The sequence below is a fragment of the Herbidospora cretacea genome (genome assembly GCF_001570605.1).
GTDB classification, from domain to species: domain Bacteria; phylum Actinomycetota; class Actinomycetes; order Streptosporangiales; family Streptosporangiaceae; genus Herbidospora; species Herbidospora cretacea.
Map to the genome: position 1 here is coordinate 401,467 of NZ_BBXG01000002.1, position 22,410 is coordinate 423,876.

Below are 22,410 nucleotides of genomic sequence, written 5' to 3' on the forward strand. Positions count from 1 at the left end.
TGTGATGACATCGGTACGTCTTTGTGTATTTGCCGAGGTCGGACATTTCCGACATCATCGGGGGGTTGCACCCGCACGACCCCGGAGGCTCTTTCATGCACCGTTCCTCGCTTCTTCTGGCGGCCGGTGTGCTCATCCTCGCGACCGCCTGCGCGCCCCAGGAGACGGCCACGCCTCCGGCGGCGGCGCCCAGCGGATCGGCCTCGGCCGTGGACGCGTGCGCCAAGGAGAGCCTCAAGCTGATCACGCCAGGCAAGCTCACCATCGGGACCGACAAGCCGGCGTACGAGCCGTGGTTCAAGGACGACGACCCCGCCAACGGGCAGGGCTTCGAGGGCGCGGTGGCGGCGGCCGTGGCCAAGGGGCTCGGGTTCGCGCCGGGCGAGATCGTGTGGGAGACGGTGCCGTTCGACTCGTCGTTCGCGCCGGGGCCGAAGAAGTTCGACTTCGACGTCAACCAGATCTCCATCACGCCCGAGCGGGCGAAGGCGGTCGACTTCTCCGACGGCTACTACACGGTCAAGCAGGCCGTCGTCTCGCTCGGCGACTCGGAGTTCGCCTCCGCCGCCAACCTCGCGGCCCTCAAGGGCGCGAAGATCGGCGTACAGGCCGGCACGACCGCGTTCTCGGCGGTGCGGGAAGTGATCCAGCCCGAGGACGACCCGAGCGTGTTCAACCAGCAGATCGACGCCGTCAACGCGCTGAAGAACAAGCAGATCGACGCCATCGTGGTCGACCTGCCGACCGCCTTCTACGTCACCGCCGCGCAGGTCGAGGGGTCGAAGATCGTCGGGCAGTTCGCCGCGTCGGGCGGCGCCCCCGAGGAGTTCGGGCTGCTCTTCGAGAAGGGCAACACCCTCGTGAGCTGTGTCAACAAGGCGCTGGCCGGGCTGAAGTCCTCCGGTGAGCTGGCCGCGATCGAGAAGCAGTGGCTGACCTCGACCGCGGGCGCGCCCGAACTGTCGTGACGACCACCTGGGTCAAGAGCGACCGCCAGAAGGAGCGCGAGAAACTCCTCAAGGCCCAGGGGCGGCGGTCGCTGTCGGCGGCGACGCTCTCGACCGTGGTCGTCATCGTGGTCATCGTGGTGGGGCTGCTCGCCTCGCCGGGGTGGCCGCGCGTGCGGGAGCTGTTCTTCAACTGGGACGCCTTCGTCACGTCGCTGCCCGACGTGCTCCGGGGCTTCCTGCTGAACGTGGCGATCTTCATGGTGGCCGAGCCGATCGTCCTGGTGCTCGGGCTCGGGGTGGCGCTGGTGCGCGGGTTGCGGTCGCCGGTGTTCTTCCCGCTGCGGGCGCTGGCCGTGCTCTACACCGATGTCTTCCGCGGCATCCCGACCATCCTGCTGGTCTACCTGGTCGGGTTCGGCATCCCCGCGCTCCAGCTCCAGGGCACGCCGAGCGATCCGGTCGTGCTCGGCACGATCGCGCTGATCCTGTCGTACACCGCCTACGTCGCCGAGGTGTTCCGATCCGGGATCGACTCCATCCACCCGAGTCAGCGGTCCGCCGCGCGGTCGCTCGGGCTGTCGCACGGGCAGACGATGCGGTACGTCGTCGTCCCGCAGGCCGTCCGCCGGGTGGTTCCACCGTTGCTGAACGACTTCGCCTCGCTCCAGAAGGACACCGCGCTCGTGGCCGCGCTCGGCCCGCTCGAAGCGCTGCGGCAGGCGCAGATCCACGTGGCCAGCCTCTTCAACTACACCCCCTACCTCGTCGCCGCGCTGCTGTTCGTGGCGCTGACGGTGCCGATGGCCCGTTTCGCCGACCACCTGGCCGCCCGCGCGGCACGTCAGCGCGGAGGCGCGTCATGACCCTCCTCACGATCGACGGGGTCTGGAAGCGGTACGGCGACCACGACGTCCTCAAGGGCGTCGACCTCACCGTCGACACCCACGAGGTCGTCTGCCTCATCGGGGCCTCCGGCTCGGGGAAGTCGACCCTGCTGCGCTGCGTGAACCTGCTGGAGACCGTCGACGACGGCGCGATCACCCTCGACGGTGTCGAGATCACCGACGTCCGGGCCGACGCCGACGACGTGCGGAAGCGGATCGGGATCGTCTTCCAGGCCTACAACCTGTTCCCGCACATGACCGTGCTCGACAACATCACCCTCGCGCCCCGCAAGGTGCACGGCGTCGGCCGGGCGAAGGCCGAGGAGCAGGCGGTGGAGCTCCTCACCCGGTTCGGGCTGGAGTCCAAGGCGCGCGACTACCCCGACCGGCTGTCCGGCGGCCAGCAGCAGCGGGTGGCGATCATCCGGGCCATCGCGACGCAGCCCCGGCTGCTGCTGCTCGACGAGGTGACCTCGGCGCTCGACCCGACGCTGGTCAACGAGGTGCTCGGGGTGATCCGCGAGCTCAAGCAGTCGGGCATGACGATGATCCTGGCCACCCACGAGATGGGCTTCGCCCGCGACATCGCCGACACGGTCTGCTTCCTGGCCGACGGGGTGCTGCTGGAGCGCGGGCACCCCGACCAGATCTTCGGGGCGCCGCAGCATCCGCGCACCCGGGAGTTCCTGTCGCGCACGTGACCGGATCGGTCCGGCCCGGGACCCGATCCGGCCTGTTCTCCAGGCGTTCGGCGAGGTCAGACTCAGAGGCATGAGCCGAGCGCTGATCGTCATCGATGTCCAGGAATCCTTCCGCGCCCGCCCCGAGTGGGACCGGATCGGCAACCCCAAGATCGCCGAACCGGTCAACCGGCTGGTCCGGGCCGCCCGGTCGAGAGGTGACCGGGTCGTCTGGGTGCTGCACGCCGAAGAGGGCAGCGGCGGTGTGTTCGACCCCGCGTCCGGCCACGTGAGGTTCCTGGCCGAGCTCGACGAGCCGGTGGCCGGGGAGCCGATCCTGTACAAGTCCTCCCACAACGCGTTCACCACGACCAACCTCCAGCAGCGGCTCGTCGAGGCCGGGGTGCGGGAGCTGGTGGTGTGCGGGATCCGTACCGAGCAGTGCGTGGAGACCACCGCCCGGGTGGCCAGTGACCTGGGCTATCAGGTCGTCTTCGTGACCGAGGCGACCACCACCGAGGGCGTCGGCGGCTTCACCGCCGAGGAGATCACGGCCCGCACCGAGGCCGTGCTCCGCGACCGCTTCGCCCGCATCGCGACGGTGGCCGAACTGGAATGACACTGGTCGTCTTCGCCCTGGTCGACGGGGTGCACCTGCTCGATCTGGCCGGTCCGGCGCAGGTGTTCGACACGGCGGGCTACCGCCTGGCCTACGTCGCCGACCGGCCGCAGGTCATGAGCGCCCAAGGGCTGCCGGTGGTGGCGGGCCAGGTCTGGCCGTCGCCGTCCCCCGGCGACCTGGTGCTGGTGCCCGGCTGGCGCGGCGAGAGAGCTCTGTCCGAGGAACTGCTCGCCCGGCTCAGACGCCACCACGACAGCGGCGGCGTGGTGGCGAGCGTCTGCTCCGGAGCCCGTGCGCTCGGCGCGGCCGGTCTGCTCGACGGCCGCCGCTGCACCACCCACCACGAGCTCCAGGACGACCTGGCCCGCCGCTTCCGCCGGGCGACGGTCGTGAAGGACGTGCTGTTCACCGTCGACGACCGGGTGATGACCTCCGCCGGCATCGCCAGCGGCGTCGACCTCGCCCTGCACGTCGTGGCCACCCGCGAGGGCCCGGCCAGAGCCGCCCAGGTGGCCCGCGAGATGGTCGTCTACGCCCGCCGCAACGGCACGGAGCCGCAGGCCAGCGCCATGCTCAGGCACCGCGACCACCTCGACGACACCGTCCACCAGGTCCAGGACCTGATCGACGCCCGCTTCACCGAACCCCTGCCGCTGACCCGGCTCGCCCTGGCGGCGGGCGTCAGCGAACGCACCCTGACCAGGCTCTTCACCCGCGCGACCGGCCTCACCCCGCTCCGCTACCAGCAGTCGCTCCGGCTGGAGCACGCCGAACACCTCATCGGCCACGGCACGACGGTCGAGGCGGCGGCCCGGGAGGCGGGCTTCGACGACGCCCGGATGCTGCGCCGGCTCAGGGCTCGATCAGGCCGGCCCTGATCGCGTAGCGGGTCAGGTCGAGCCGGTCGCTCATGCCGAGTTTGGCCAGGATGTTGGCGCGGTGGCGGTCGACCGTCTTCGGGCTGATGAACAGGGTCTCGGCGATGGCCTTGGTCGAGTTGCCCTCGGCGATCAGCTTGACGATCTCCTCCTCGCGCGGGGTCAGTATCTGGTCGGGCAGCGGGTCGCCCTGGCGGTGGCGGCGCAGGTAGTCGCGGATCAGCGCGGTGACCGCGCCCGGGTAGAGGAACGGCTCGCCGCGCACCGCCGCCCGGCACGCCTCGATGAGGTCGCGGTCGGCGACCGACTTCAGCACGTATCCCGACGCGCCCGCCTTCAGCGACTCGAAGAAGTACTGCTCGTTGTCGTACATCGAAAGGATCAGGATGCGGATCTCCGGGCGGCGCCTGGAGATCTCCCTGGCGGCCTGGAGGCCGGTCATGCGGGGCATCGCGATGTCGAGGATGGCCAGGTCGACGCTCGCGTCGCGGCAGGCCTCGACCGCCTCGGCCCCGTCGGCGGCCTCGGCGACGACCTCCAGGTCGGGTTCGGCGTCGAGGATCAGGCGCACCCCCCGCCGGACCAGCGCGTGGTCGTCGGCCAGCAGGATGCGGGTCATCTGATCACTCCGGGAATCGTCAGCCTGATCTCGGTCCCCCGCTCCGAGGCGACCCTGAGACGGGCGCCGATCAGCAGCGCCCGTTCCTGCATACCCCGCATTCCGGCCCCTTCGGCGCGGACGCCGCCGATTCCGTCGTCGGCGATCGTCAGCACCAGGTCCCGGCCGGAGGGCCGGAGCGAGAGCTCCACCTTCGTGGCGTTCGCGTGCCGCACCACGTTGGTCAGGCTCTCCTGCGCGATCCGGTAGATGACCAGTTCGGCCTCCGGGGAGAGCGGCGGCAGGGGGTCGATCCGCCGGGTGACCTCCACGGCCGGGGCGATGTCGGCGGTCAGCGCGGTCAGCGCGCTGTGCAGGCCGAGGTCCTCCAGCACGCCGGGACGCAGCCGCCGCGCCACCTGCCGGACCTCGTCGAGGCTGCCCCGGATGGCGTCCCTGACCAGGTCGAGCTCCTCGGCCAGGTCGTCGGGGGCGCGGTCGACCGCCCGTTTCAGGCCTAGCAGCGCGACGGTCAGGCTCTGGCCGATCTCGTCGTGCAGTTCGCGGGCGATGCGCTGGCGTTCGCCCTCCTGGGCGGCGAGGGCGTGCGCGCTGGCGGAGGTGCGCTCGTGTTCCAGGCGCTCCAGCATCGTGTTGAAGCTGTCGATCAGGTGGGTCAGGTCGCCGTTGCCCCGGTCGACCGCGCGGTCGTGGGTGTGCAGGTCGACGCGGTGCATGAGGTCGGTGAGGGTGGTCAGCGGTGCGAGGCTGGTGCGCAGCAGCAGCGCGTTGGTCACCAGGATGATGGCCAGCCCGGCGCCCAGGACGAGGATCTCGCGGAGCAGGACCGGTGAGGACACCGTGGCCGGAGACAGCGCCAGCGCGAGGGTGCCGACGGTGAAGACCGCACCGTTGATCACGCACAGTCGCCAGAACAAGGGTCCCATGTTCCCAGATTGGCAATCTTCGCCTGGTCTGTCCATGCAGGATGTGCGTCACCCAAGATGGGTGTCAGCCCCCATAGCCGGACAAAAGACCAATAGGCAGACTGAAGGAGTTCCCAATCCGGAGGTGACAGGCCGTGACCGAAACCTACGCGACCTACCGTCCGGCGCGAGTGGATGGTGACATGCAAGCGCGCGACATCGCCGCGACCCTGCCGACCGTGACGTCGACCGACTCGGTCGTCCGCGCGGTCCGGATCATGGTCCTGAACCGGCTCCCCGGCCTGATCGTGGTCGACGGGCACGGCCGGCCCTGGACGGTGCTGCCGGGCACCCAGGTGCTCCGGCTGGCGATACCGCTGAGCATCCACGAGGACCCCGCCCTGGCGCGGACGCTGGATGAGATTCACGCCGATGTGTTCTGGCAGGAGATCGGCAACCTGACCGTGGGCGACTGCCTGCCCAAACCCGTGGCCCGACCCGTGACCGTCCCGATGGGGGCGACCCTGCTGGAGATCTCCGCGCTGATGGCGCGGGCCCGCAGCCCGTTGGTGGCGGTGGTCCGCGACGACGGCACACTGCATGGCGCGATCACGCTCGAACGACTGCTGATCAGCCTGTCCATCTGAGGCCTGACCTTTTCTGACTTGGGCGCCGGCGGCCGCGACTGTGCGGGCGGTCCCCGCCGGCGCCCAACCCCTCACCTGCTCGGAGGTCGTTTTCGCATGCCCACGCTTCGATGGGTCAGGCCAGGATGAGTGCGATCCTCGCCGTCGGCGTGTTCGTGATCGCGTTCTTCTTCATCGCCACGGAGAAGGCGAACAAGGTCAAAGTCGTTCTCATCGCCGCCGGGGTCATGACCGTCCTCGGTTTCGCGCCCGGAGCGGAAGTGTTCTTCTCCGAGCACTCCGGCGTCGACTGGAACGTCATCTTCCTGCTGCTCGGCATGATGGTCATCGTCGGAGTGGTCAAACAGACCGGTCTGTTCGACTACCTGGCCATCTGGGCGGCGAAACGCTCGATGGGCCGGCCCTACCGGCTGATGGTGATGCTGATGGCCATCACGGCCGTCGCCTCGCCGTTCCTCGACAACGTCACCACGATCATGCTGGTCGCCCCGGTCACGGTGATGGTCTGCCAGCGGCTGCGGATCCCCGCGCAGCCCTATCTGATCGCCGAGATCATGGCCTCGAACATCGGCGGCGCGGCCACCCTGATCGGCGACCCGCCCAACATCATCATCGGCAGCCGCGCGGGCCTGACCTTCAACGACTTCCTCATCCACATGGCCCCGGCCGTCGTCGTCATCTTCGCGGCGTTCGTGCTGCTCACCTACCCGCTGTTCCGCAAGTCCTTCGAATACCACCCCGAGCACGTCGCGGCCGTCATGGCCCTCCAGGAGAAACGCGCCATCACCGACAAGGGGCTGCTGGTCAAGTCGCTGATCGTGATGGGCGGCGTGGTCGTCGCCTTCGGCCTGCACGCGGTCGTGCACGTCCAGCCGTCGATCATCGCGCTCGTGGGCGCCGGCGTCATGCTGCTGGTCACCAAGGTCGACCTGTCCGACGTGCTCAAAGAGGTCGAATGGCCCACGCTGGTCTTCTTCATGGGCCTGTTCGTGATGGTCGCCGGCCTCACCCACACCGGGGCGATCCGGGCGATCGGCGAGTGGACCGTCGACCTGTTCGGCCAGAACCACTTCGCCGCCGCCACGTCACTGCTGTTCGGCTCGGCCGTGCTCGGGGCGTTCTTCGACAACATCCCGTACGTCGCCACGATGGCCCCCGTCGTCGAGGGCATGGCCGCCGCCGCCCCCGACCCGCAGACCTCGCAGGCCCTCTGGTGGTCGTTCGCCTTCGGCGCCGACTTCGGGGGCAACGGCACGGCCGTCGCGGCCAGCGCCAACGTGGTCGCCATCGGCATCGCCGCCCGGACCGGTAACCCGATCTCCTTCTGGCAGTTCACCCGCTACGGCATCGTGGTCACGCTGCTCAGCACGACCATGGCCTGGGCGTACATCTGGCTGCGTTACTTCTGATCGATCACGCGCGGGCAGCCCTTGGCCGCGTACAGCAGGAAGTGGGTCGACTCCTGCGGCGAGAAGTTGTCGTCGGAGCCGATGACCAGGGTGCACTCGCCCGTCTTCAGCCGCGGACCCCACGCCAGGCTCTCCAGGTTCTGGGTGGGTTCCGGCTGGTTGATGTCGAGGATCAGGTGCTTGCGGACCGGCCGGTAGAACATGCGGGTCATCAGGCTGTCACGGTGCAGGATGTTGGTCGCGCCGCGCAGGTCGATCTCGTAGAGCCGCACCCGGTAGTTGACGCCCTCGATCCACGACCGCTCCAGCGCCAGGTAGCGGTGGTCGTCGATGGCCAGCAGCTCGGACACGCCGCTGTCGGTCGCGCCGGTCGGCGGGATCGGCGCGGCGGGCAGCTTCTCGATCTGGTAGGCGTACTGGGCGCGGACCCGGCCGTTGCGGTTCCACACCGTGATCCGGGCGGGGGCGCCCGCCTCGACGCTCGGCGGGGTGCCGTCCTCGAAACGGGGTCCTTCGACGATCGCGGCGATCCGGTGCTTGGTCAGCGTCAGGCCCTCGATGCCGAAGTTGCGGCGCGGCCCCCGGTTCTCGTTCGTCAACAGCAGGTTGTGGGGCAGGTGGAGGCTCTTGACGTGCTCGCCCTCCCGGTTGGCCCAGCGGATGAACTGCTGCGACATCGGGATGGCGGTGTTCTGCGGGTCGGGCCGGTCACCCTCGCTCGACCAGACGAGCTTGCGGGTCAGGGGGTCCCAGCGGATGCTCTCCGGGTCGGCGGAATCGGGCTGGGCGTACGGAGGATAGGGCGAGCCGTCGGGCCGCTTCAGCGTGTGCACGCCCTTGACGCTCACCCCGCGGAACTCGCCGGTCCGCTTGTTGATGTCGAGTTTGCCGGTGTAGAAGCGGGCCGGCTGGTAGCGCCAGCGGTCGTCGGAGATGAAATACCAGGTCCCGGTGAGCGGGTCGCGGTCGATCCCGGACAGTCCGCCGAGCGTGGTGCCCTCGACCTGGGTCAGGTGCGGCAGCCGCTGGTCACCGAGGAACCGGGTGATCCGGAAGTCCGGCCGGTCGGCGGCCAGCGCGGGCTGGGCGGCCGGCGCCATCGCGGCCAGCGCCACCAGGGCGATGCGGGCAAGATGGTGTCGCACGATTCTCCTCGTCCCCCGAACAATTCGATCGGGGTTCATGAGATCGCTTAAGGCGCTCCGAGTCACGGCTGGCCGGACCTGCCGCGGCACTCATGGGGGAATTATGGGAGTTCGGCGAACCGCTCCACGTCATCGGTTCGCCCGGAGATGAGGATCACGTCGCCGTAGGACAGTTCGGTGTCCGCCGTCGCGTACGTGAAATCCTCGTTCGGGCTCTTCACGGCCACCACCGTGACCCCGTATTTGCGCCGCAGGTTCGACTCGCCCAGCGGGCGGCCCACGTATTCACGCGGCGGCCGGGTCTTGCACAGCGCGAAGTCGTCGTCGACCTGCATGTAGTCGAGCATCCGCCCGCTCACCAGCCGCGCCACCCGCTCGCCCATGTCGTTGTCGGGGAAGACCACGTGGTGGACCCCGATGCGCCGCAGGATCTGGCCGTGCTGCTTGGTGATGGCCTTGGCCCAGATGTCCTCGATCTCCATCTCGACCAGCAGCGACGCGGTCAGGATGCTCGCCTCCAGCCCGGTCCCGATGGCCACGACCGCGCGGTAGAAGTCGGGCACGCCGAGCTGCCTGAGGGCCTCCACGTCGGTCGCGTCGGCGGTCGCGACGTGGGTGATGTGCCCGGCCAGGTGCTGGACCGTCTTGGCATTGCTGTCGATGGCCAGGACCTCGGTCCCGCGCCTGGTCAGTTCGAGAGCCAGCGAGCTGCCGAACCGGCCCAGCCCGATCACCACGACGGCGTCGCTCTTGTCAGCCAACGATCACACGCTCCTCGGGAAGTTCGTAACGGCGGCCGCGTTCCTTCAGCGCCAGCGCCGATCCAAGAGTGAGGGGCCCGATGCGCCCGATGAACATCAGGATCAGCAGCAGCACCTGCCCCGCCTGGGGCAGGTCAGCCGTGATGCCGGTCGACAGCCCGACCACGCCGGTGGCCGACACGACCTCGAAGAGCACCTTCTCCAGGTCGTGCGGGCTGATCAGCAGCAGCAGGTACGTCGACACCACCACCAGCGCCGCGCTCATCGCGGTGATGACGACCGCCTGGCGCTGCACCGGCGACGACAGCCGCCGGTGGCCGACGTTGACGTGGGTCTCGCCGCGCATCTCGGCCCACACGATCAGGATGATCAGCCCGATCGTGGTCACCTTGACGCCCCCGGCCGTGCCGGCGCTGCCGCCGCCGATGAACATCAGCAGCTCGGTCACCAGCCAGCTCGACGGCTCCATCGACGCGATGTCGATGCTGTTGAACCCGCCCGACCTCGGCATCACGGCGGCGAAGAACGCCGCCAGCAGCTTCCCGGGGTCCTCCAGCGCGCCCAGCGTCTTCGGGTTGTGCCATTCGACCGACAGGAAGATGAGCGTCCCCCCGGCCAGCAGCACGGTCGTCATGAACATGGTCACCCGGGTCAGCACCGACCAGCGGCCGGGGTGACGCCACAGCCGGACGAGCTCGAAGATGACCGGGAACCCGAGGCCGCCGATGATGACCGCGACGGCGATGGTCAGGCAGATCCACGGGTCGGCGGCGAACCGGATCAGCCCGTCGGGCCACAGCGCGAAGCCCGCGTTGTTGAACGCCGAGATCGCGTGGAAGAACCCCAGATACGCGGCCCGCCAGAACGTCTCGTCGTAGGCGACGATGAATCGGACGGTCAGAATCGTGCCCGCGACCGTCTCGCAGAGCAGGCTGAACAGCACGACGTTGCGGACCACCCGGCGCACGTCGCTCATGTTCATCGCGCGCGTCTCGACCTGCGCGATCATCTGGGTGCGCAGCTTCAGCCGCCGGGCGATCAGGACCGTGAACAGGGTGGCCAGGGTCATGATCCCGAGGCCGCCGATCTTGATGAGCGCGGCGATCACGATCTCGCCGAACACCGACCAGTGGGCCGCCGTGTCGACCATGACCAGCCCGGTCACACAGGCCGCCGACGTGGCCGTGAACAGGGCGGGCATCAGCCCGGGAGAGGTCCCGGCGGTGGTCGCGACGGGCAGCGACAGCAGCAGGGTGCCGACCAGGATGGCGAACCCGAACCCGCCGACGACGACGCGTGCGGGATGGTGAAATATCGACGGGCGGCGGACACGCCGCGCCGTTAACAACCCTGCCATTGGAGAAACGCCTCCGCGGAGCGCGCGAGATCGGGCCCCACGGTAACAGCAACGGCCGGGTTAGGGTGGATCGCATGGCTCCCCGGCATGCCGCCAATTTCGGCTGGTCCATCAGCATGGTCCTGCGCCGCTGGCAGGAGTTCGCCGAGGAGGCGTTCCGAGACCTCCCTCACGGCAGCCGGGGGTTCCTCCTCCTGTCGGTGGTCGTCCACGAAGACGTGCCGACGCAGGGCGCCCTGGCGACCCGGCTGGCGATCGACCGGACCGTCCTCACCTATGTCATCGACGACCTGGAGAAGGCCGGCCTGATCGAGCGCCGGCCCGACCCCCGCGACCGCCGCGCGCGCCGGATCGTGGCGACCGAGACGGGCCGGAAGGTCCAGGCCGAGGGCGAGAAGCGGATGGCCGACGCCGAGGCGAGCGTGCTCGGCGGCCTCCCGGAAGACCAGCGGGAGGCCTTCCGCGACTACGCCGACCGGGCCGCCGAAGCGATCTTCAAGGCGGCCCCCGGCACCAACCCCTGCATGGCGGTGGAGAGCCTCTAACCCGGGGAGGTCAGGCGTAGAGGAACCAGAACCACTGCTGCCCGCCGTGGGTCTCCCACGAGCAGCGGTAGCTGGTCCACCAGCCCCACTGGATGCCCAGGTTGCCGCCGTTGTAGCAGTCTGACTGCATGTAGTAGGCGTACCGGATGCTGTCGGCCTGCGCGGGGGCGGCGGTGCCGGTGACGGCGAGGAACACGCCGCTCAGGAGAGCGGCGGAGACCAGGAGTTTGCGCACGGCGATCCTCCACGGGAGTCGGGGGTGGCTACCCGGAATATCGCACCGCGCCCGGTTCCCGCCCAGCGCCGCCCGCCGCCTTGGGAGGGCGACCTGCGCCCGCCCGTGAAAGCTTCATGTGCGATTCCTGGCCCCCCATCCCGCCAGGGCGATCCCGGCGATCGTGATCACGACGTAGACCGCGATCCGGGCCGCGAACCCGCCCGGCAGCCACCCCAGCAGCCCCGCGTCGTCGTGGTCGACCAGCATCCGGATCGCCCCCTGTGCCCCCAGGATCAGTAGCACCATGCCGATGATCTTCATGAGCCCCTTCTCACGTTTGTGGTACGACCGCATCATAAACCGAGTTGGTACGATCGAACCACAAAAGAGGGGGGCCGATGCCACGTCAGGTCGACCATGCGCGCCGCCGCCGCCAGATCGCCGAGGCCGTCTGGCGGCTCGCCGGCCGGGGCGGCCTGGAAGAGGTGACCCTGCGCCAGGTCGCGGCCGAGGCCGACGTGTCCGTCCGGCTGGTGCAGTACTACTTCGGCACCCGCGACGACCTCCTCCTGGGCGCCCTGGAGATCATCAACGCCGACGCCGGAGAACGGGCCAGGGAGCGCGTCGAGGCCCAGGGGCCGGGCCTGCGGGAGATCGTCCGGGCGGTCCTGCTGGAGCTGCTCCCGCTCGACGAGGAACGCCGGGCCCGCCATGTCGTGTACGCCGCCTACTTCGTCCGCTTCCTCGCCGACGCCGGCCTGCGGGCGGCGATCCAGGACGACCCCGACGCCCTGGAGACGATGGTGGCCGCGCTGCTCGCGGACGTGACCGAGTCACCCGGCGACGAGGCGGCCTTCCTGGTCGCCGCGGCCGGCGGCCTGCAGGGCCAGATCCTCCTGGGCCACCGCACCGAGGCCGACGCGGTCCGGCTGATCGACCGGCAACTCGACCGCGTCTTCAGGGTGTGACATATCGTCCGAAAGATGCAGACCACCGTCATCACGCTGGACCACTTACCAGCCGATGAGCGCTTCGACTTCTGGTGGGAGGCCGTCGGCCAGTCGGTGGTGTCGGTGGACGCCGCCAGCGACCACGCGGCCGACTTCTGGGCCCGGATGACCGCCGTCGACCTGGGCCTCGTGCAGGTCTCGCGGGTGCGCTCGGCGTCGTTCGAGGCGCGCCGGACCGTCCGGCGCATCCGCCAGTCAGACCCGGAGTTCTACCAGCTCAACTACACCCTCATGGGCAGGTCGGGCCTGGAGCAGAACGGCCGCCAGTGCACCCTGGTCCCCGGCGACTTCACCCTCTACGACACCTCGCGCCCCTTCCACGCGTGGTCGAGCGCCACCCCCGTCGCGGCGGAGGGGATGATCGTCCAGTTCCCCCACCAGGCGCTGCCGCTGCCCGCGAGCACCGTCGGGCCCCTGCTGTCGACGCGGCTCCCCGGCGTCGGCAGCCTCCTCGCCGACCTGCTCCTCCACCTCGCCGAACAGGGCGCCCGACCAGCCCTGACCGCGACCATCCTCGAACTGATCACCGACGTGCTGGCGGCCCACGCCGGGGTCGGCGTGCCCGGCCCGCCGTCGCTGATCCAGATCCAGGCCTTCATCGAAGACCACCTCCACGAACCGGCCCTGTCCCCGGCCGCCGTCGCGCACGCCCACCACGTGTCGCTGCGGCACCTCCAGCGGATGTTCGAACGGCAGGGGCTGAGCGCCGCGACGTGGATCCGCGAGCGGCGGCTGACCCGGGCGCGGCGGGATCTGGCCGACCCGCGCTTCGACGGGCTGGCGGTCCGGGCCATCGGGGCGCGCTGGGGGTTCCACAACGACGCCCACTTCAGCCGGACGTTCCGGACCGCCTTCGGGGAGTCGCCGGGGGCCTACCGGACGGGTCGGAGCCGGAGCGCAGGGCGGCCCTGAGGGCGACCGCCTGGGCGTGGTCCGGGCCGTGGACGGTCTCGGCCAGCGTCAGCGCGCGTTCGAGGAGAGGGACGGCGTCTTCGGGCCGTCCCCGGCCGCGCAGGGCCGCGGCGAGGTTGTTCAGCCGGACCACGACGTCTGGATGGTCGGGGCCGTAGGCGGCTTCGGTGATCGCCAGCGCGCGTTCGAGGAGCGGGACGGCCTCCTCCGCCCGTCCCGCGTCGTTGAGGGTGGTGCCGAGGTTGTTCAGCCGGACGGCGGTGTCCGGGTGGTCGGGACCGCAGGCCTCCTCGGTGATGGCGAGGGCGCGTTCCTGCAACGGCGTCACCTCCTCCAGCCGTCCCAGATCAGCGAGGATCACGGCGAGGTTGGCCAGGTGGACGCCGACGCGTGGGTGGCCGGGCCCGAGGAGGGTCTCGGCGACGGCCAGGGCGCGCCGTTCCATGTCGGCCGCCTCGTCCAGCCGCCCTGTCTCGCGCAGGATCACGGCGAGGTTCCCCAGTTCGCTGGCGTACTGGGGATGGTCCGGCCCGTAGGCGGCCTCGGTGATGCTCAGGCAGCGTTCGAGCAGCGCGAGGGCTTCGGCGGACCGTCCCGTGTCGCGCAGGCCGAGCGCCAGGTTGTCCAGCAGGACGGCCAGGTCGGGGTGGTCGGGGCCGAACGCCTTCTCCGTGACGGCGATGGCCCGCTCGGCGAGGGGGATGGCCTCGCGGGGCCGGCCCAGGGCCAGGAGGCTGTGCGCCCGGTTGTTCAGCCAGGTCGCCATGGCCGGATGGTCCGGGCCGAGGGCGGTCTCGACGATGGCCGACGCACGCTCGAACAGCGGCAGGGCCTCGCCCGGACGTCCGAGGTTGTGCAGCGTGGCGGCGAGGTTGCCCAGGCGCAGGGCCATCTCGGGATGACCGGGACCGAGGGCGGCTTCGACGATGGCCAGCGCGCGCTCCTCCAGCGGGAGGGCCTCGGCCGGCCGGCCCAGACTCGAGAAGCCCAGGGCGAGGTTGCCCAGCCGGGCGGCGACGTGGGGATGGTCGGGCCCGTAGGCGGCCTCGGTGATGGCCAGGGCGCGCTGTTCGAGCGGGAGGACCTCTCCAGGGTGGCCCGCCACGCGGAGGGCGGCGGCGAGATTGCCGAGCGGGGTGGCGGTATCGGGATGGTCGGGGCCGAACGCGCTCTCGCTGACGGCCAGGGCCTGGCGGAACAGCGGGACGGCTTCGGCCGCTCGTCCGAGAGTTTGCAGCGTGACGCCCAGGTTGCTCAGCCGCAGGGCGACGCGAGGGTGGTCGGCCCCGTAGGAGGCCTGGGTGATGGCCAGGGCGCGCCGCGCCAGCGGGACGGCCTCCGCCGACCGGCCGAGGTCATGGAGGATCTGGGCCAGATTGCCCAGGCGGTTGGCGATCTCGGGGTGATCGGGCCGGTGGGCGGCTTCGGCGATGGCCAGCGCGCGTGCTTCCAGGGGGAGGGCCTCTCCGGGCCGGCCGAGATTGCTGAGCGCGCCGGCGAGGTTGCCCAGGAACGTCGCGATGGTGGGGTGGCCGGGGCCGTGGCCGCGTTCGGCGATGGCCAGCGCGCGGACGGCGAGGTCGTGCGCGCGCTCGTGCCGGCCCTGGACCATGAGGAACACCCCCGCCCTGGCGAGGAGCAGGCTGAGATCCGTGTGTTCGTCGCCCTCCCGGCAGCGGGAGGCGAGCGCGTCGATGTGCGGCAGCAGGTCCCGCCAGGCCGCCCAGCTGCTCACATCGGTGGCGGGGTCGCCGGGGAACGCGCCCATCAGGGCCGAGAGCGCGGTTGCCCGCGCCCGCTCCTGGCGCGGATCGTCGTGGTCGAGCCCGTGGCGGATCACCGACTGGAACAGCCGGTGCATGCTGATCGTCTCGGTCTCGTCCCGCCCCGACCGGGTGATCATGCTGTACGAGGCCAGGACCGCCAGGCCGTCGTCCCACGCGTCGCCGAACAGCGACCGGGGCACGTCGTCGGGGGCCAGGCAGGCCAGCACCCGCAGCAGATGTTCGTGCTCGCCCAGCGCGGTGACGTGGTGGTTCCACAGCCGGGCGATGATCCGCTCCGCGTCGCCGCCCTGGGGAGACCGCGCGTGGGCCCGCGCCGGGTCTGCGCGCAGCTCCCGCAGATAGCGGGCGGGGCCACGTCTCTCCTGGCGCATGTACGCCGCCGCCTGCTCCAGCGCCAGCGGCAGATGCCCCAGCTCCGCCGCGATCTCCGCCAGCACCTCGCCGGGCGGCTCCCCGGCGATCGACCGCAGCAGCTCCAGCGCCGCCGGTCCGTCGAGAACCGGCAGGGACAGGGCGGTCAGCCCCGGCCAGAACACGTCCCGCCGGGTCGTGATCACCAGGTGTCCGCAGGAGAGCCGGTCGACGCAGGCCCGCACGTCGGCGGGGTCGTCGACGTTGTCCAGCACCACCAGCCAGCCAGGGTGGGACTGGAGCCAGTCGAGCGCCCAACCGGCGGCCATGGCCGCGTCGCCGACCAGGCCGATCGGCGGATGGAGCGCCGCCGCCAGCCCGGACAGCCCGAGTTCGAGGTTCTGCGGCGAGTCGGCGGTGATCCAGCAGGCGACCGGATATTCGTCGCGGTAGGCGTGGGCGTACTGCCGGACCAGCTCCGACTTCCCCACCCCGGCCATGCCGTGGACGACCTGCCGGACCGCCGGCGCCCGGGTGAGCAGCGCGCGGAGCCCGTCGAGGTCGCGCCCGACGAAGGTCCCGGCCCGGGGAGCCTCCAGCCGGTGGACCGGCGCGTCCGGCGAGACCCGGACCTGCCGGGCGGCCAGCACCTGACCGACCTCGACGCGGACGTCTCCGGTGATCACCGTGCCGCTGACGCCGCCGCCCACCGCCACGGACCGCGCGCCCGGGGCGGCGACGGGCGGCGTGTCGGCCATGTCAGCGCCCGGCGATGAAGGCGTCGTCGCCGGTGGCGATCACCCCGGTGTTGTCCCCGCCGACGGCGACCGAGCGGTCGCCCGACGCGGTGACGGCCGGCCCCTGGGCCCGCGCCTGGTCCAGCATGGCCCGCACGTCCGCCGCCAGTTCGGGATCGGTGCTCAGCAGCCTGCGGATCTGGACCCGCAGCGCCGCCTGAAGATCGGGGTCGTCCGGGTCGGCGGCCAGTTCGGCGACCGCTTCTGGGGTCTCCTCCGGGGCGGTGCCGAAGATGCGCCGCAGCAGCCCGCGGCCCCACCCGACGGTCGCGTCGGCGGCGTCGTCGTTGGCCCTGGCCAGGACCGCCGCCCCATATGCGCTGATCGCCGCCGTGACGTACGGCGACACCTCTTGTGCCAGTTGCGCCAGTTCCGCACTCACCCGCCCGACTCTAATCGTCGTATGCGCGCATGGCGTCGTGATTGGACTCTCTCCCCGTGTGAGACCTCACGCTGGACGCGTGACCATCCTGAACGGCATCGAGCCCCGCGGCACCCACCACTGTGAGACGACGACGCTCGGAGTGCTGTTGCGGCACGAAGGCCTCGACCTGTCCGAGCCCATGCTTTTCGGCCTCGGTTCAGGGCTGTCCTTCGTTTATTGGGAAAGCAGGGCGATGGCGTTCCCTTTTCTCGGCGGCCGGGTCAAGCCGTTCGAGCTCACCAGGAATCTGACGGCCCGGCTCGGCCTCACTCTGCGGGTGGCGGAGACCACGTCCCGGCGCAAGGCCTGGGACAACGCCGCCGCCTCCATCGACGCCGGCCGGCCGGTCGGCCTCCAGCTCGACTGCCACCACCTCGACTACTTCACGACCAAGGTCCACTTCGGCGGCCACGTCGTCGCCATGTACGGCTACGACGAGCATGACGTCCACCTGATCGACACCGCCGGGCAGGGCGGCGCGGTGCGCACCGGCAGGGAGAGCCTGGCCGCGGCCCGGGCCGAACGCGGCCCGATGACCGCCAGGAACCGCTCGTTCACCATCACCCTGCCGGAGCGCGTGCCGCGATGGCAGGACCAGATCGTCCCCGCTATTAGAGAATGCGCCCGGACCTTTCTCACACCGCCTATCGGGAACCTCGGATGTCGCGGCATCGATAAAGCGTCCCTCCGCATCCCGAAATGGCGGCTCCCCGAAGAAGACCTCCGGCGAATCGCCTTCCTGATGGAGAAAGGCGGCACCGGCGGAGCGCTGTTCCGCGCCCTCTATCGCGACTTCCTCGGCGAGTGCGCCGAGCTGGTCGACGACCCCGCCATAAGCACGGCTCACACGCTGTTCACCGAGGCCGCGGCCGGATGGACCGAGGTGGCCGCCCTGGTCGCCGAAACGCGCCTCGCCGAGGCCGGCGCCATTCTTCATGAGCTTTCCATTGTCGAGAAGAACGCAATGATGGCTTTATCTCAGTAAAGATTCCCTCTTGTGTGTGGATATGTGGTTATTCGCCGAGTCGGCGGGGATGGGGGTCGTGTTCGGGAAGGGATGAGCGTGATGGCCACAGGACAGCCCGAAGCAGTGTCACCGCTCCAGCGGCTCGTCCGGGAACTGCGGAACCTCCTGGAGGTTCTCGTCGAACGCGCCGCGCTCCCCGCCGCAGCACCCCCCGTCGTCGTCCGGGAACGGCCGCAGGCCAACGTCGAACGCCCGGTACGGCGCCTACCCCGACCCGAAGGAAGGACCGGCGGAACCGACCATCAGTGAGAGGTACCCATGACGGTGCAACCTGTGGGAAGCCGCGCGGGCGGCGGGATGCAGAAATCGTCCGGGGGAGGCAGCCTGGCCGACGTCATCGACACCATCCTCGACAAGGGGCTCGTCATCGACGCCTACGTCAGCGTGTCGCTGATCGGCATCGAGATCCTCAGCATCGACGCCCGGATCGTCATCGCGAGCGTCGACACCTATCTGCGCTTCGCCGAGGCGACGAACCGGCTCGACCTCACCAAATCCAGGAAGCCCGGACTGCCGGAGGTCGTGCAGACCGCGATGTCGGGCGGCGGAGGCGGCCAGCAGGCGCAGCAGCTCGACCCGGAGCAGATCGAGCAGATCGAACAGCTTCAGCAGACCAAGGAACGCAGCCCACTGGAGGCCGCGGGCGACAAGCTGAACGACTTCTCCGGCGAGCGCGAGCATGCCGCTCCTCGCAAGAACAGCCAGGAGGGCTGACATGAACGAGTCCGCGACCTACATCTACGGAGTCGTCCCCGAGGACATCGAGATCGACGAGAAGGCCGAGGGCGTGGCGGACGCGCCGGTCCTCTCCGTCCGCCACGGCAAGATCGCCGCGCTGGTGAGCGAGATCGTCATGGACCGTCCGCTCGGCACGCCCAAGGACCTGCGCGCCCACGAGCAGCTGCTCAACGCCACCGCCGCCGAGGTGCCCGTGCTGCCGATCCGCTTCGGCGCCGTGCTGGCCACGCGTGACGCCGTGGTGGAGGAGTTCCTGGCCCCGTACCACGACGAGTTCGTCGCCGCGCTGAACGAGCTCGAAGGCCGCGCCCAGTTCGTGATCAAGGGACGCTTCGAGGAGGACGCGGTGCTCGCCGAGATCCTCACCGAGAACGCCGAGGCCGCCCAGCTCCGCGAGGAGATCAGCGCGCTGCCCGAAGAGGCCGCCCGGGACCACAACATCCGGCTGGGCGAGATCATCAACAACTCGATCGAGGCCAAACGCGACGCGGCCACCGCCGCGATGTGGGACGAGGTCGAGCCCATCGCCGTCATGTCGACCGTCCGCCCGCCGTCGCACGAGTGGGACGCCGTGCACATGGCCGTCCTGGTCGAGAACGACCGGCAGGGCGAACTGGAGCAGGCCGTCGAGGGCCTGGCCAAGAAGTGGGCCGACCAGGTCGAGATCCGTCTCCTCGGCCCGATGGCGCCCTACGACTTCATCGTGTCCCAGGAACAGGCGGAGTGATGGGCCTGTTCACCACCCTCCTGGAACTGCCGCTGGCACCGGTCAAAGGGGTCATCCGGCTGGGCGAACTGCTGCGCGACGAGGCGGAGCGCAAGCTGCACGACCCCACGGTGATCAGGCGCGAGCTGGACGAGATAGAAGCGGCCCAGGCGGCGGGCGAGCTCACCGAGGAGGAGGCGGAGGAGGCCATGACCGAGATCCTGCAGCGGATGACGGGAGGCGACTGACCCATGGGCGACCTGACGGCCGTCACCGCCGGCGAGGTCGGGGTGAAGCTCATCGCCGGGCTCACCTCGAAGGACGCGGAGGGCGTCACCCTGGTGGAACCCGCCAAGGACGGCTGGGTGGTGGTCGTCGAGGTCGTCGAGGACCGCCGCATCCCCTCCTCGGGCGACATCCTGGCGCTCTACGAGGCCGATCTCGACGCGGACGGCAACCTTCTTTCGTACCGGAGAAAGGCGCGATACCGGCGAGGCAGCGGAGGTTAGACGACATGACGGACGGCTCACGATACGCACCGGCCGTACGTTCGGGCTCCCCGCCCGCCCAGTCGCGCCGGGAGCCCGCCAACCTCGGCGACATCCTGGAGCGCGTGCTCGACCGGGGCGTGGTGATCGCCGGGGACATCAAGGTCAACCTGCTCGACATCGAACTGCTCACGATCAAGCTGCGCCTGGTGATCGCCTCGGTCGACACGGCCAAGGAGATGGGCATCGACTGGTGGGAGCACGACCCGTGGCTGACCGGCGACAGCAAGGCCCTCCAGGAGGAGAACCGCAGGCTCCGCGCCCGCCTGAACGCCCTGGAAGCGGGTGACCCACGTGACTGACACCGGAACCTACCTGTACGCGGTCACCCAGGAGTCCCCGTCACCCGGCCCCGAGGGCCTGCGCGGCGTCGCCGGCACGGCGGTCCGCACCATCGTGGACGAGGGCCTGGTCGCGTACGTGAGCACCGTCCCGCTCGACGAGTTCGGCGCCGAGCCGCTGCGCCGCTCGATGGAGAACCTCGAATGGCTGGGCGAGACCGCGGGAGCCCACCACAACGTGGTCGAGGAGGTCGCCGAGCAGCGCCCGACCGCGCCGGTGCGGCTGGTCACCGTCTACCGGGGCGACGACCAGGTCAGAGAGCTCCTCCACGAGCGTCATGACGACTTCCTGGACGTCCTGGCCCACATCGCCGGCCGCCGCGAGTGGGGCGTGAAGGCGTACATCGACCTGTCCGTCACCGAAGCCGCCCCGGCCAAGTCGGCGGGCGGCCCCGGAACGGCCTACCTGAAGAAGCGCCAGGCGGGCCTGCGCAGCCGCGAGGAGGCCTGGCGCCAGGCCGCCGCCCGCGCCGAGGAACTCCACGTCACGCTGTCGTCCGTGGCCGCCGCGAGCCACCGCCACCGCGCCCAGGACCCAGAGTTGTCCGGCCGCAAGGAGCCGATGATCCTCAACGGCGCCTACCTCGTCGACGGCGACCGCGACGAGGTCTTCCTCCGCGCCGTCGAGAAGCTCCGGGGCGAAGGGGTGGACGTGGAGCTCACCGGCCCGTGGGCGCCCTACTCGTTCACCGACCTGGAGGTTCGCGGTGACGGTTGAGCACGCACCACGCGGAGCCGCCCTGGCCGAGCAGGGCCGCCTGCCCTCGGAGCGGGTCGCGCTGGTCGACCTGCTCGACCGGCTGCTGGCGGGCGGCGTGGTCGTCAGCGGCGACCTGGTCCTGTCGATCGCCGACATCGACCTCGTCCGCATCTCCCTGCGCGTTTTGATCATGTCCGTACGAGAGAACCTGGGGGAGCCGTGACAGAGCCAGTCCGGACCACCCGGATGCGCATCCAGACCGACCCGGAAGCGATGGAGCGAGACCTGTCGCGGCTGGTCCTGACCCTGGTGGAGCTGGTCCGGCAGTTGGTGGAGAGGCAGGCCATCCGCCGCATGGAACAGACCGACCTGACCGACGACCAGATCGAGACACTCGGCCTGACCCTGATGAGACTGGAGGAGGCGATGACCGAGGTCTGCGAACGCTTCGGCCTGGCCCCCTCCGACCTCAACCTCGACCTGGGCCCCCTGGGGACACTGCTGCCACAGGAGTGACCACGGCGTCCGTCGCCGCCCGGACGAACTCCTGGACGCGGGCGGTCGTCTTCGCCGCCGGCCAGATCGCCCCCCGCTCGATCGGCGGGGCGTCGTGGATCGGCACGTAGACGATGTCGGGCCGGGGGTGGTAGCGCTCCGTCAGCTCGCCCACCGGCAGCACACCCCGGCCCAGCGCGACGAGCGACAGCATCTCCGAGAAGGTGCCGCCGTGCGGTCCCTTGGGAACCGGCCGGCCCGACGGCGTGCGCTCAGGCGTGCGGTCACGCTTGAACTCGGCCGAGGTCACCGCCGGATACTGGACGACCGGATGGTCGCCGAGCGCCTCCAGCGACACCGACTCCCGCTCGGCCAGCGGATTCGTGGCGGCCACGGCCAGCACGCGCCGCTCCACCATCAGCGCGGGTCCGCAAGCCATCCCGTCGAACGGGAACGAGGCGACGAGGAGGTCGATCGAGCCGTCGAGCAGGCTGGCCCGCGAGTTGTACAGCTGCACCTCACGCACCTCGACCTCGCAGTCGGGATGCCGGGCGGTGAACAGGTTGACCGCCTTGAGCAGCACCGGCGCGACGTACTCACCGAGGAACGCGACCCGAAGCCGTCCGGTCACGCCACGGCCGGAGCTGATCGCCCTGCGCAGGGCCGCGTCCATCTGGGCGGCCAGCGGGGCCAGGTCGTCGGCCAGCCGCCGCCCGATGGGCGTGATGCGCACGACCCGGCTGGTGCGCTCGAACAGCGGAGCGCCGATCCGCCGCTCCAACTTCTTGATCACGTGGCTGACCCGGCCGGTGGTCACCCCCAGACGTTCGGCGGTGCGGCCGAAGTGCATCTCCTCGGCGAGCGTCAGGAACGTCTCAAGCTCGTGCCGCTCCAGCATGCCGCCTACCTTTCGTTTAATTTCGGTAAACGATCGTAGTGCGATGACGGCTTGGTC

Annotated in this window: 29 protein-coding genes; 19 read left to right on the forward strand and 10 right to left on the reverse strand. The window is 70.3% G+C overall.

Going from position 1 to position 22,410, the window contains the following annotated elements; all coding sequences use genetic code 11:
* Positions 1-95: 95 nt before the first annotated feature.
* The 5 genes from AW270_RS04440 to AW270_RS04460 all read left to right on the forward strand — a co-directional run bounded on the left by AW270_RS04440 (position 96) and on the right by AW270_RS04460 (position 4,014).
* Positions 96-968 (forward strand): ABC transporter substrate-binding protein, encoded by an 873-nt coding sequence (locus tag AW270_RS04440; RefSeq protein ID WP_061290884.1) that lies wholly within the window; start codon positions 96-98, stop codon positions 966-968.
* Positions 929-1,813 carry an amino acid ABC transporter permease gene (locus AW270_RS04445; protein ID WP_245674563.1) on the forward strand — a complete coding sequence of 295 codons (885 nt, stop codon included), beginning with the start codon at positions 929-931 and terminating at the stop codon, positions 1,811-1,813. The genes AW270_RS04440 and AW270_RS04445 overlap by 40 nt, the downstream gene beginning before the upstream one ends.
* Positions 1,810-2,535 carry an amino acid ABC transporter ATP-binding protein gene (locus tag AW270_RS04450; protein WP_061290885.1) on the forward strand — a complete coding sequence of 242 codons (726 nt, stop codon included), beginning with the start codon at positions 1,810-1,812 and terminating at the stop codon, positions 2,533-2,535. Before AW270_RS04445 ends, AW270_RS04450 begins: the two co-directional genes overlap by 4 nt.
* A gap of 70 nt (positions 2,536-2,605) precedes the next feature.
* On the forward strand, positions 2,606-3,133 hold the full coding sequence (locus AW270_RS04455) for a cysteine hydrolase family protein (protein WP_061290888.1): 528 nt from the start codon (positions 2,606-2,608) through the stop codon (positions 3,131-3,133).
* Entirely contained in the window at positions 3,130-4,014 is an 885-nt protein-coding gene (locus AW270_RS04460; RefSeq protein ID WP_061290891.1) for a GlxA family transcriptional regulator, read from the forward strand. Before AW270_RS04455 ends, AW270_RS04460 begins: the two co-directional genes overlap by 4 nt.
* Here the strand turns inward: AW270_RS04460 and AW270_RS04465 are convergent.
* Positions 3,989-4,633, reverse strand: a complete 645-nt coding sequence (locus AW270_RS04465; RefSeq protein ID WP_061290893.1) for a response regulator — start codon at positions 4,631-4,633, stop codon at positions 3,989-3,991. The two genes, AW270_RS04460 and AW270_RS04465, sit on opposite strands and share 26 nt — an antisense overlap.
* On the reverse strand, positions 4,630-5,559 hold the full coding sequence (locus tag AW270_RS04470; protein ID WP_061290895.1) for a sensor histidine kinase: 930 nt from the start codon (positions 5,557-5,559) through the stop codon (positions 4,630-4,632). Before AW270_RS04470 ends, AW270_RS04465 begins: the two co-directional genes overlap by 4 nt.
* Before the next feature lie 182 nt (positions 5,560-5,741).
* Here AW270_RS04470 and AW270_RS04475 point away from each other — a divergent pair, with 182 nt between their 5' ends.
* Together AW270_RS04475 and AW270_RS04480 are read left to right on the forward strand one after the other, a co-directional pair.
* Positions 5,742-6,185 (forward strand): CBS domain-containing protein, encoded by a 444-nt coding sequence (locus AW270_RS04475; RefSeq protein ID WP_061290897.1) that lies wholly within the window; start codon positions 5,742-5,744, stop codon positions 6,183-6,185.
* 125 nt (positions 6,186-6,310) lie between these two features.
* Positions 6,311-7,594, forward strand: coding sequence for an ArsB/NhaD family transporter (locus AW270_RS04480; protein ID WP_061291449.1), 1,284 nt, complete (start codon positions 6,311-6,313; stop codon positions 7,592-7,594).
* On the opposite strand, the gene AW270_RS04485 is transcribed toward AW270_RS04480, so the two are convergent.
* From AW270_RS04485 to AW270_RS04495, 3 genes are all read right to left on the reverse strand, one after another.
* Complete coding sequence (locus AW270_RS04485; protein WP_061290899.1) at positions 7,585-8,739, reverse strand: esterase-like activity of phytase family protein; 1,155 nt, start codon at positions 8,737-8,739, stop codon at positions 7,585-7,587. The genes AW270_RS04480 and AW270_RS04485 overlap by 10 nt on opposite strands.
* Before the next feature lie 101 nt (positions 8,740-8,840).
* Complete coding sequence (locus tag AW270_RS04490; protein ID WP_174549840.1) at positions 8,841-9,500, reverse strand: potassium channel family protein; 660 nt, start codon at positions 9,498-9,500, stop codon at positions 8,841-8,843.
* Positions 9,493-10,857 carry a TrkH family potassium uptake protein gene (locus AW270_RS04495; RefSeq protein WP_061290901.1) on the reverse strand — a complete coding sequence of 455 codons (1,365 nt, stop codon included), beginning with the start codon at positions 10,855-10,857 and terminating at the stop codon, positions 9,493-9,495. Before AW270_RS04495 ends, AW270_RS04490 begins: the two co-directional genes overlap by 8 nt.
* A 74-nt stretch (positions 10,858-10,931) precedes the next feature.
* On the opposite strand from AW270_RS04495, the gene AW270_RS04500 reads away from it, so the two are divergent.
* The gene (locus AW270_RS04500; protein WP_061290903.1) at positions 10,932-11,402 is read left to right on the forward strand and encodes a MarR family winged helix-turn-helix transcriptional regulator; all 471 of its coding nucleotides are present in this window, start codon (positions 10,932-10,934) and stop codon (positions 11,400-11,402) included.
* A gap of 10 nt (positions 11,403-11,412) precedes the next feature.
* Here AW270_RS04500 and AW270_RS04505 read toward each other — a convergent pair whose 3' ends face one another.
* Together AW270_RS04505 and AW270_RS04510 are read right to left on the reverse strand one after the other, a co-directional pair.
* Complete coding sequence (locus AW270_RS04505; RefSeq protein ID WP_061290905.1) at positions 11,413-11,637, reverse strand: hypothetical protein; 225 nt, start codon at positions 11,635-11,637, stop codon at positions 11,413-11,415.
* 114 nt (positions 11,638-11,751) lie between these two features.
* Positions 11,752-11,940 (reverse strand): hypothetical protein, encoded by a 189-nt coding sequence (locus AW270_RS04510; protein WP_157521693.1) that lies wholly within the window; start codon positions 11,938-11,940, stop codon positions 11,752-11,754.
* 77 nt (positions 11,941-12,017) lie between these two features.
* On the opposite strand from AW270_RS04510, the gene AW270_RS04515 reads away from it, so the two are divergent.
* Positions 12,018-12,587: a TetR/AcrR family transcriptional regulator gene (locus AW270_RS04515; protein ID WP_061290907.1), complete on the forward strand. Its 570-nt coding sequence runs from the start codon at positions 12,018-12,020 to the stop codon at positions 12,585-12,587.
* 15 nt (positions 12,588-12,602) lie between these two features.
* Positions 12,603-13,541 (forward strand): AraC-like ligand-binding domain-containing protein, encoded by a 939-nt coding sequence (locus tag AW270_RS04520; protein WP_061290909.1) that lies wholly within the window; start codon positions 12,603-12,605, stop codon positions 13,539-13,541.
* Here the strand turns inward: AW270_RS04520 and AW270_RS04525 are convergent.
* Together AW270_RS04525 and AW270_RS04530 are read right to left on the reverse strand one after the other, a co-directional pair.
* Positions 13,459-16,437 carry a tetratricopeptide repeat protein gene (locus AW270_RS04525; protein WP_061290911.1) on the reverse strand — a complete coding sequence of 993 codons (2,979 nt, stop codon included), beginning with the start codon at positions 16,435-16,437 and terminating at the stop codon, positions 13,459-13,461. The two genes, AW270_RS04520 and AW270_RS04525, sit on opposite strands and share 83 nt — an antisense overlap.
* 1 nt (position 16,438) lies before the next feature.
* Entirely contained in the window at positions 16,439-16,858 is a 420-nt protein-coding gene (locus AW270_RS04530; RefSeq protein WP_061290913.1) for a hypothetical protein, read from the reverse strand.
* A 79-nt stretch (positions 16,859-16,937) separates the two neighbouring features.
* Between AW270_RS04530 and AW270_RS04535 the strand changes: the two genes are divergently transcribed.
* From AW270_RS04535 to AW270_RS04575, 9 genes are all read left to right on the forward strand, one after another.
* Positions 16,938-17,885, forward strand: a complete 948-nt coding sequence (locus AW270_RS04535; protein ID WP_082801294.1) for a BtrH N-terminal domain-containing protein — start codon at positions 16,938-16,940, stop codon at positions 17,883-17,885.
* Positions 17,886-18,224: 339 nt separating this feature from the next.
* Positions 18,225-18,641: a gas vesicle protein GvpJ gene (gene gvpJ / locus AW270_RS42270; RefSeq protein WP_245674564.1), complete on the forward strand. Its 417-nt coding sequence runs from the start codon at positions 18,225-18,227 to the stop codon at positions 18,639-18,641.
* Between the two features lies 1 nt (position 18,642).
* Entirely contained in the window at positions 18,643-19,392 is a 750-nt protein-coding gene (locus tag AW270_RS04545; protein WP_245674565.1) for a GvpL/GvpF family gas vesicle protein, read from the forward strand.
* Positions 19,392-19,619 carry a gas vesicle protein GvpG gene (locus AW270_RS04550; protein WP_061290920.1) on the forward strand — a complete coding sequence of 76 codons (228 nt, stop codon included), beginning with the start codon at positions 19,392-19,394 and terminating at the stop codon, positions 19,617-19,619. Before AW270_RS04545 ends, AW270_RS04550 begins: the two co-directional genes overlap by 1 nt.
* Before the next feature lie 3 nt (positions 19,620-19,622).
* The gene (gene gvpO, locus AW270_RS04555; protein ID WP_061290922.1) at positions 19,623-19,880 is read left to right on the forward strand and encodes a gas vesicle protein GvpO; all 258 of its coding nucleotides are present in this window, start codon (positions 19,623-19,625) and stop codon (positions 19,878-19,880) included.
* 5 nt (positions 19,881-19,885) lie between these two features.
* Positions 19,886-20,221, forward strand: coding sequence for a gas vesicle protein (locus tag AW270_RS04560; protein WP_061290924.1), 336 nt, complete (start codon positions 19,886-19,888; stop codon positions 20,219-20,221).
* On the forward strand, positions 20,214-20,978 hold the full coding sequence (locus tag AW270_RS04565; protein WP_061291455.1) for a GvpL/GvpF family gas vesicle protein: 765 nt from the start codon (positions 20,214-20,216) through the stop codon (positions 20,976-20,978). The genes AW270_RS04560 and AW270_RS04565 overlap by 8 nt, the downstream gene beginning before the upstream one ends.
* Positions 20,968-21,183 (forward strand): gas vesicle protein, encoded by a 216-nt coding sequence (locus AW270_RS04570; RefSeq protein ID WP_061290927.1) that lies wholly within the window; start codon positions 20,968-20,970, stop codon positions 21,181-21,183. The genes AW270_RS04565 and AW270_RS04570 overlap by 11 nt, the downstream gene beginning before the upstream one ends.
* The gene (locus AW270_RS04575; protein ID WP_061290929.1) at positions 21,180-21,476 is read left to right on the forward strand and encodes a gas vesicle protein K; all 297 of its coding nucleotides are present in this window, start codon (positions 21,180-21,182) and stop codon (positions 21,474-21,476) included. The genes AW270_RS04570 and AW270_RS04575 overlap by 4 nt, the downstream gene beginning before the upstream one ends.
* Here AW270_RS04575 and AW270_RS04580 read toward each other — a convergent pair.
* Positions 21,430-22,353, reverse strand: a complete 924-nt coding sequence (locus tag AW270_RS04580) for a LysR family transcriptional regulator (RefSeq protein ID WP_061290931.1) — start codon at positions 22,351-22,353, stop codon at positions 21,430-21,432. The two genes, AW270_RS04575 and AW270_RS04580, sit on opposite strands and share 47 nt — an antisense overlap.
* Between the last annotated feature and the right edge of the window lie 57 nt (positions 22,354-22,410).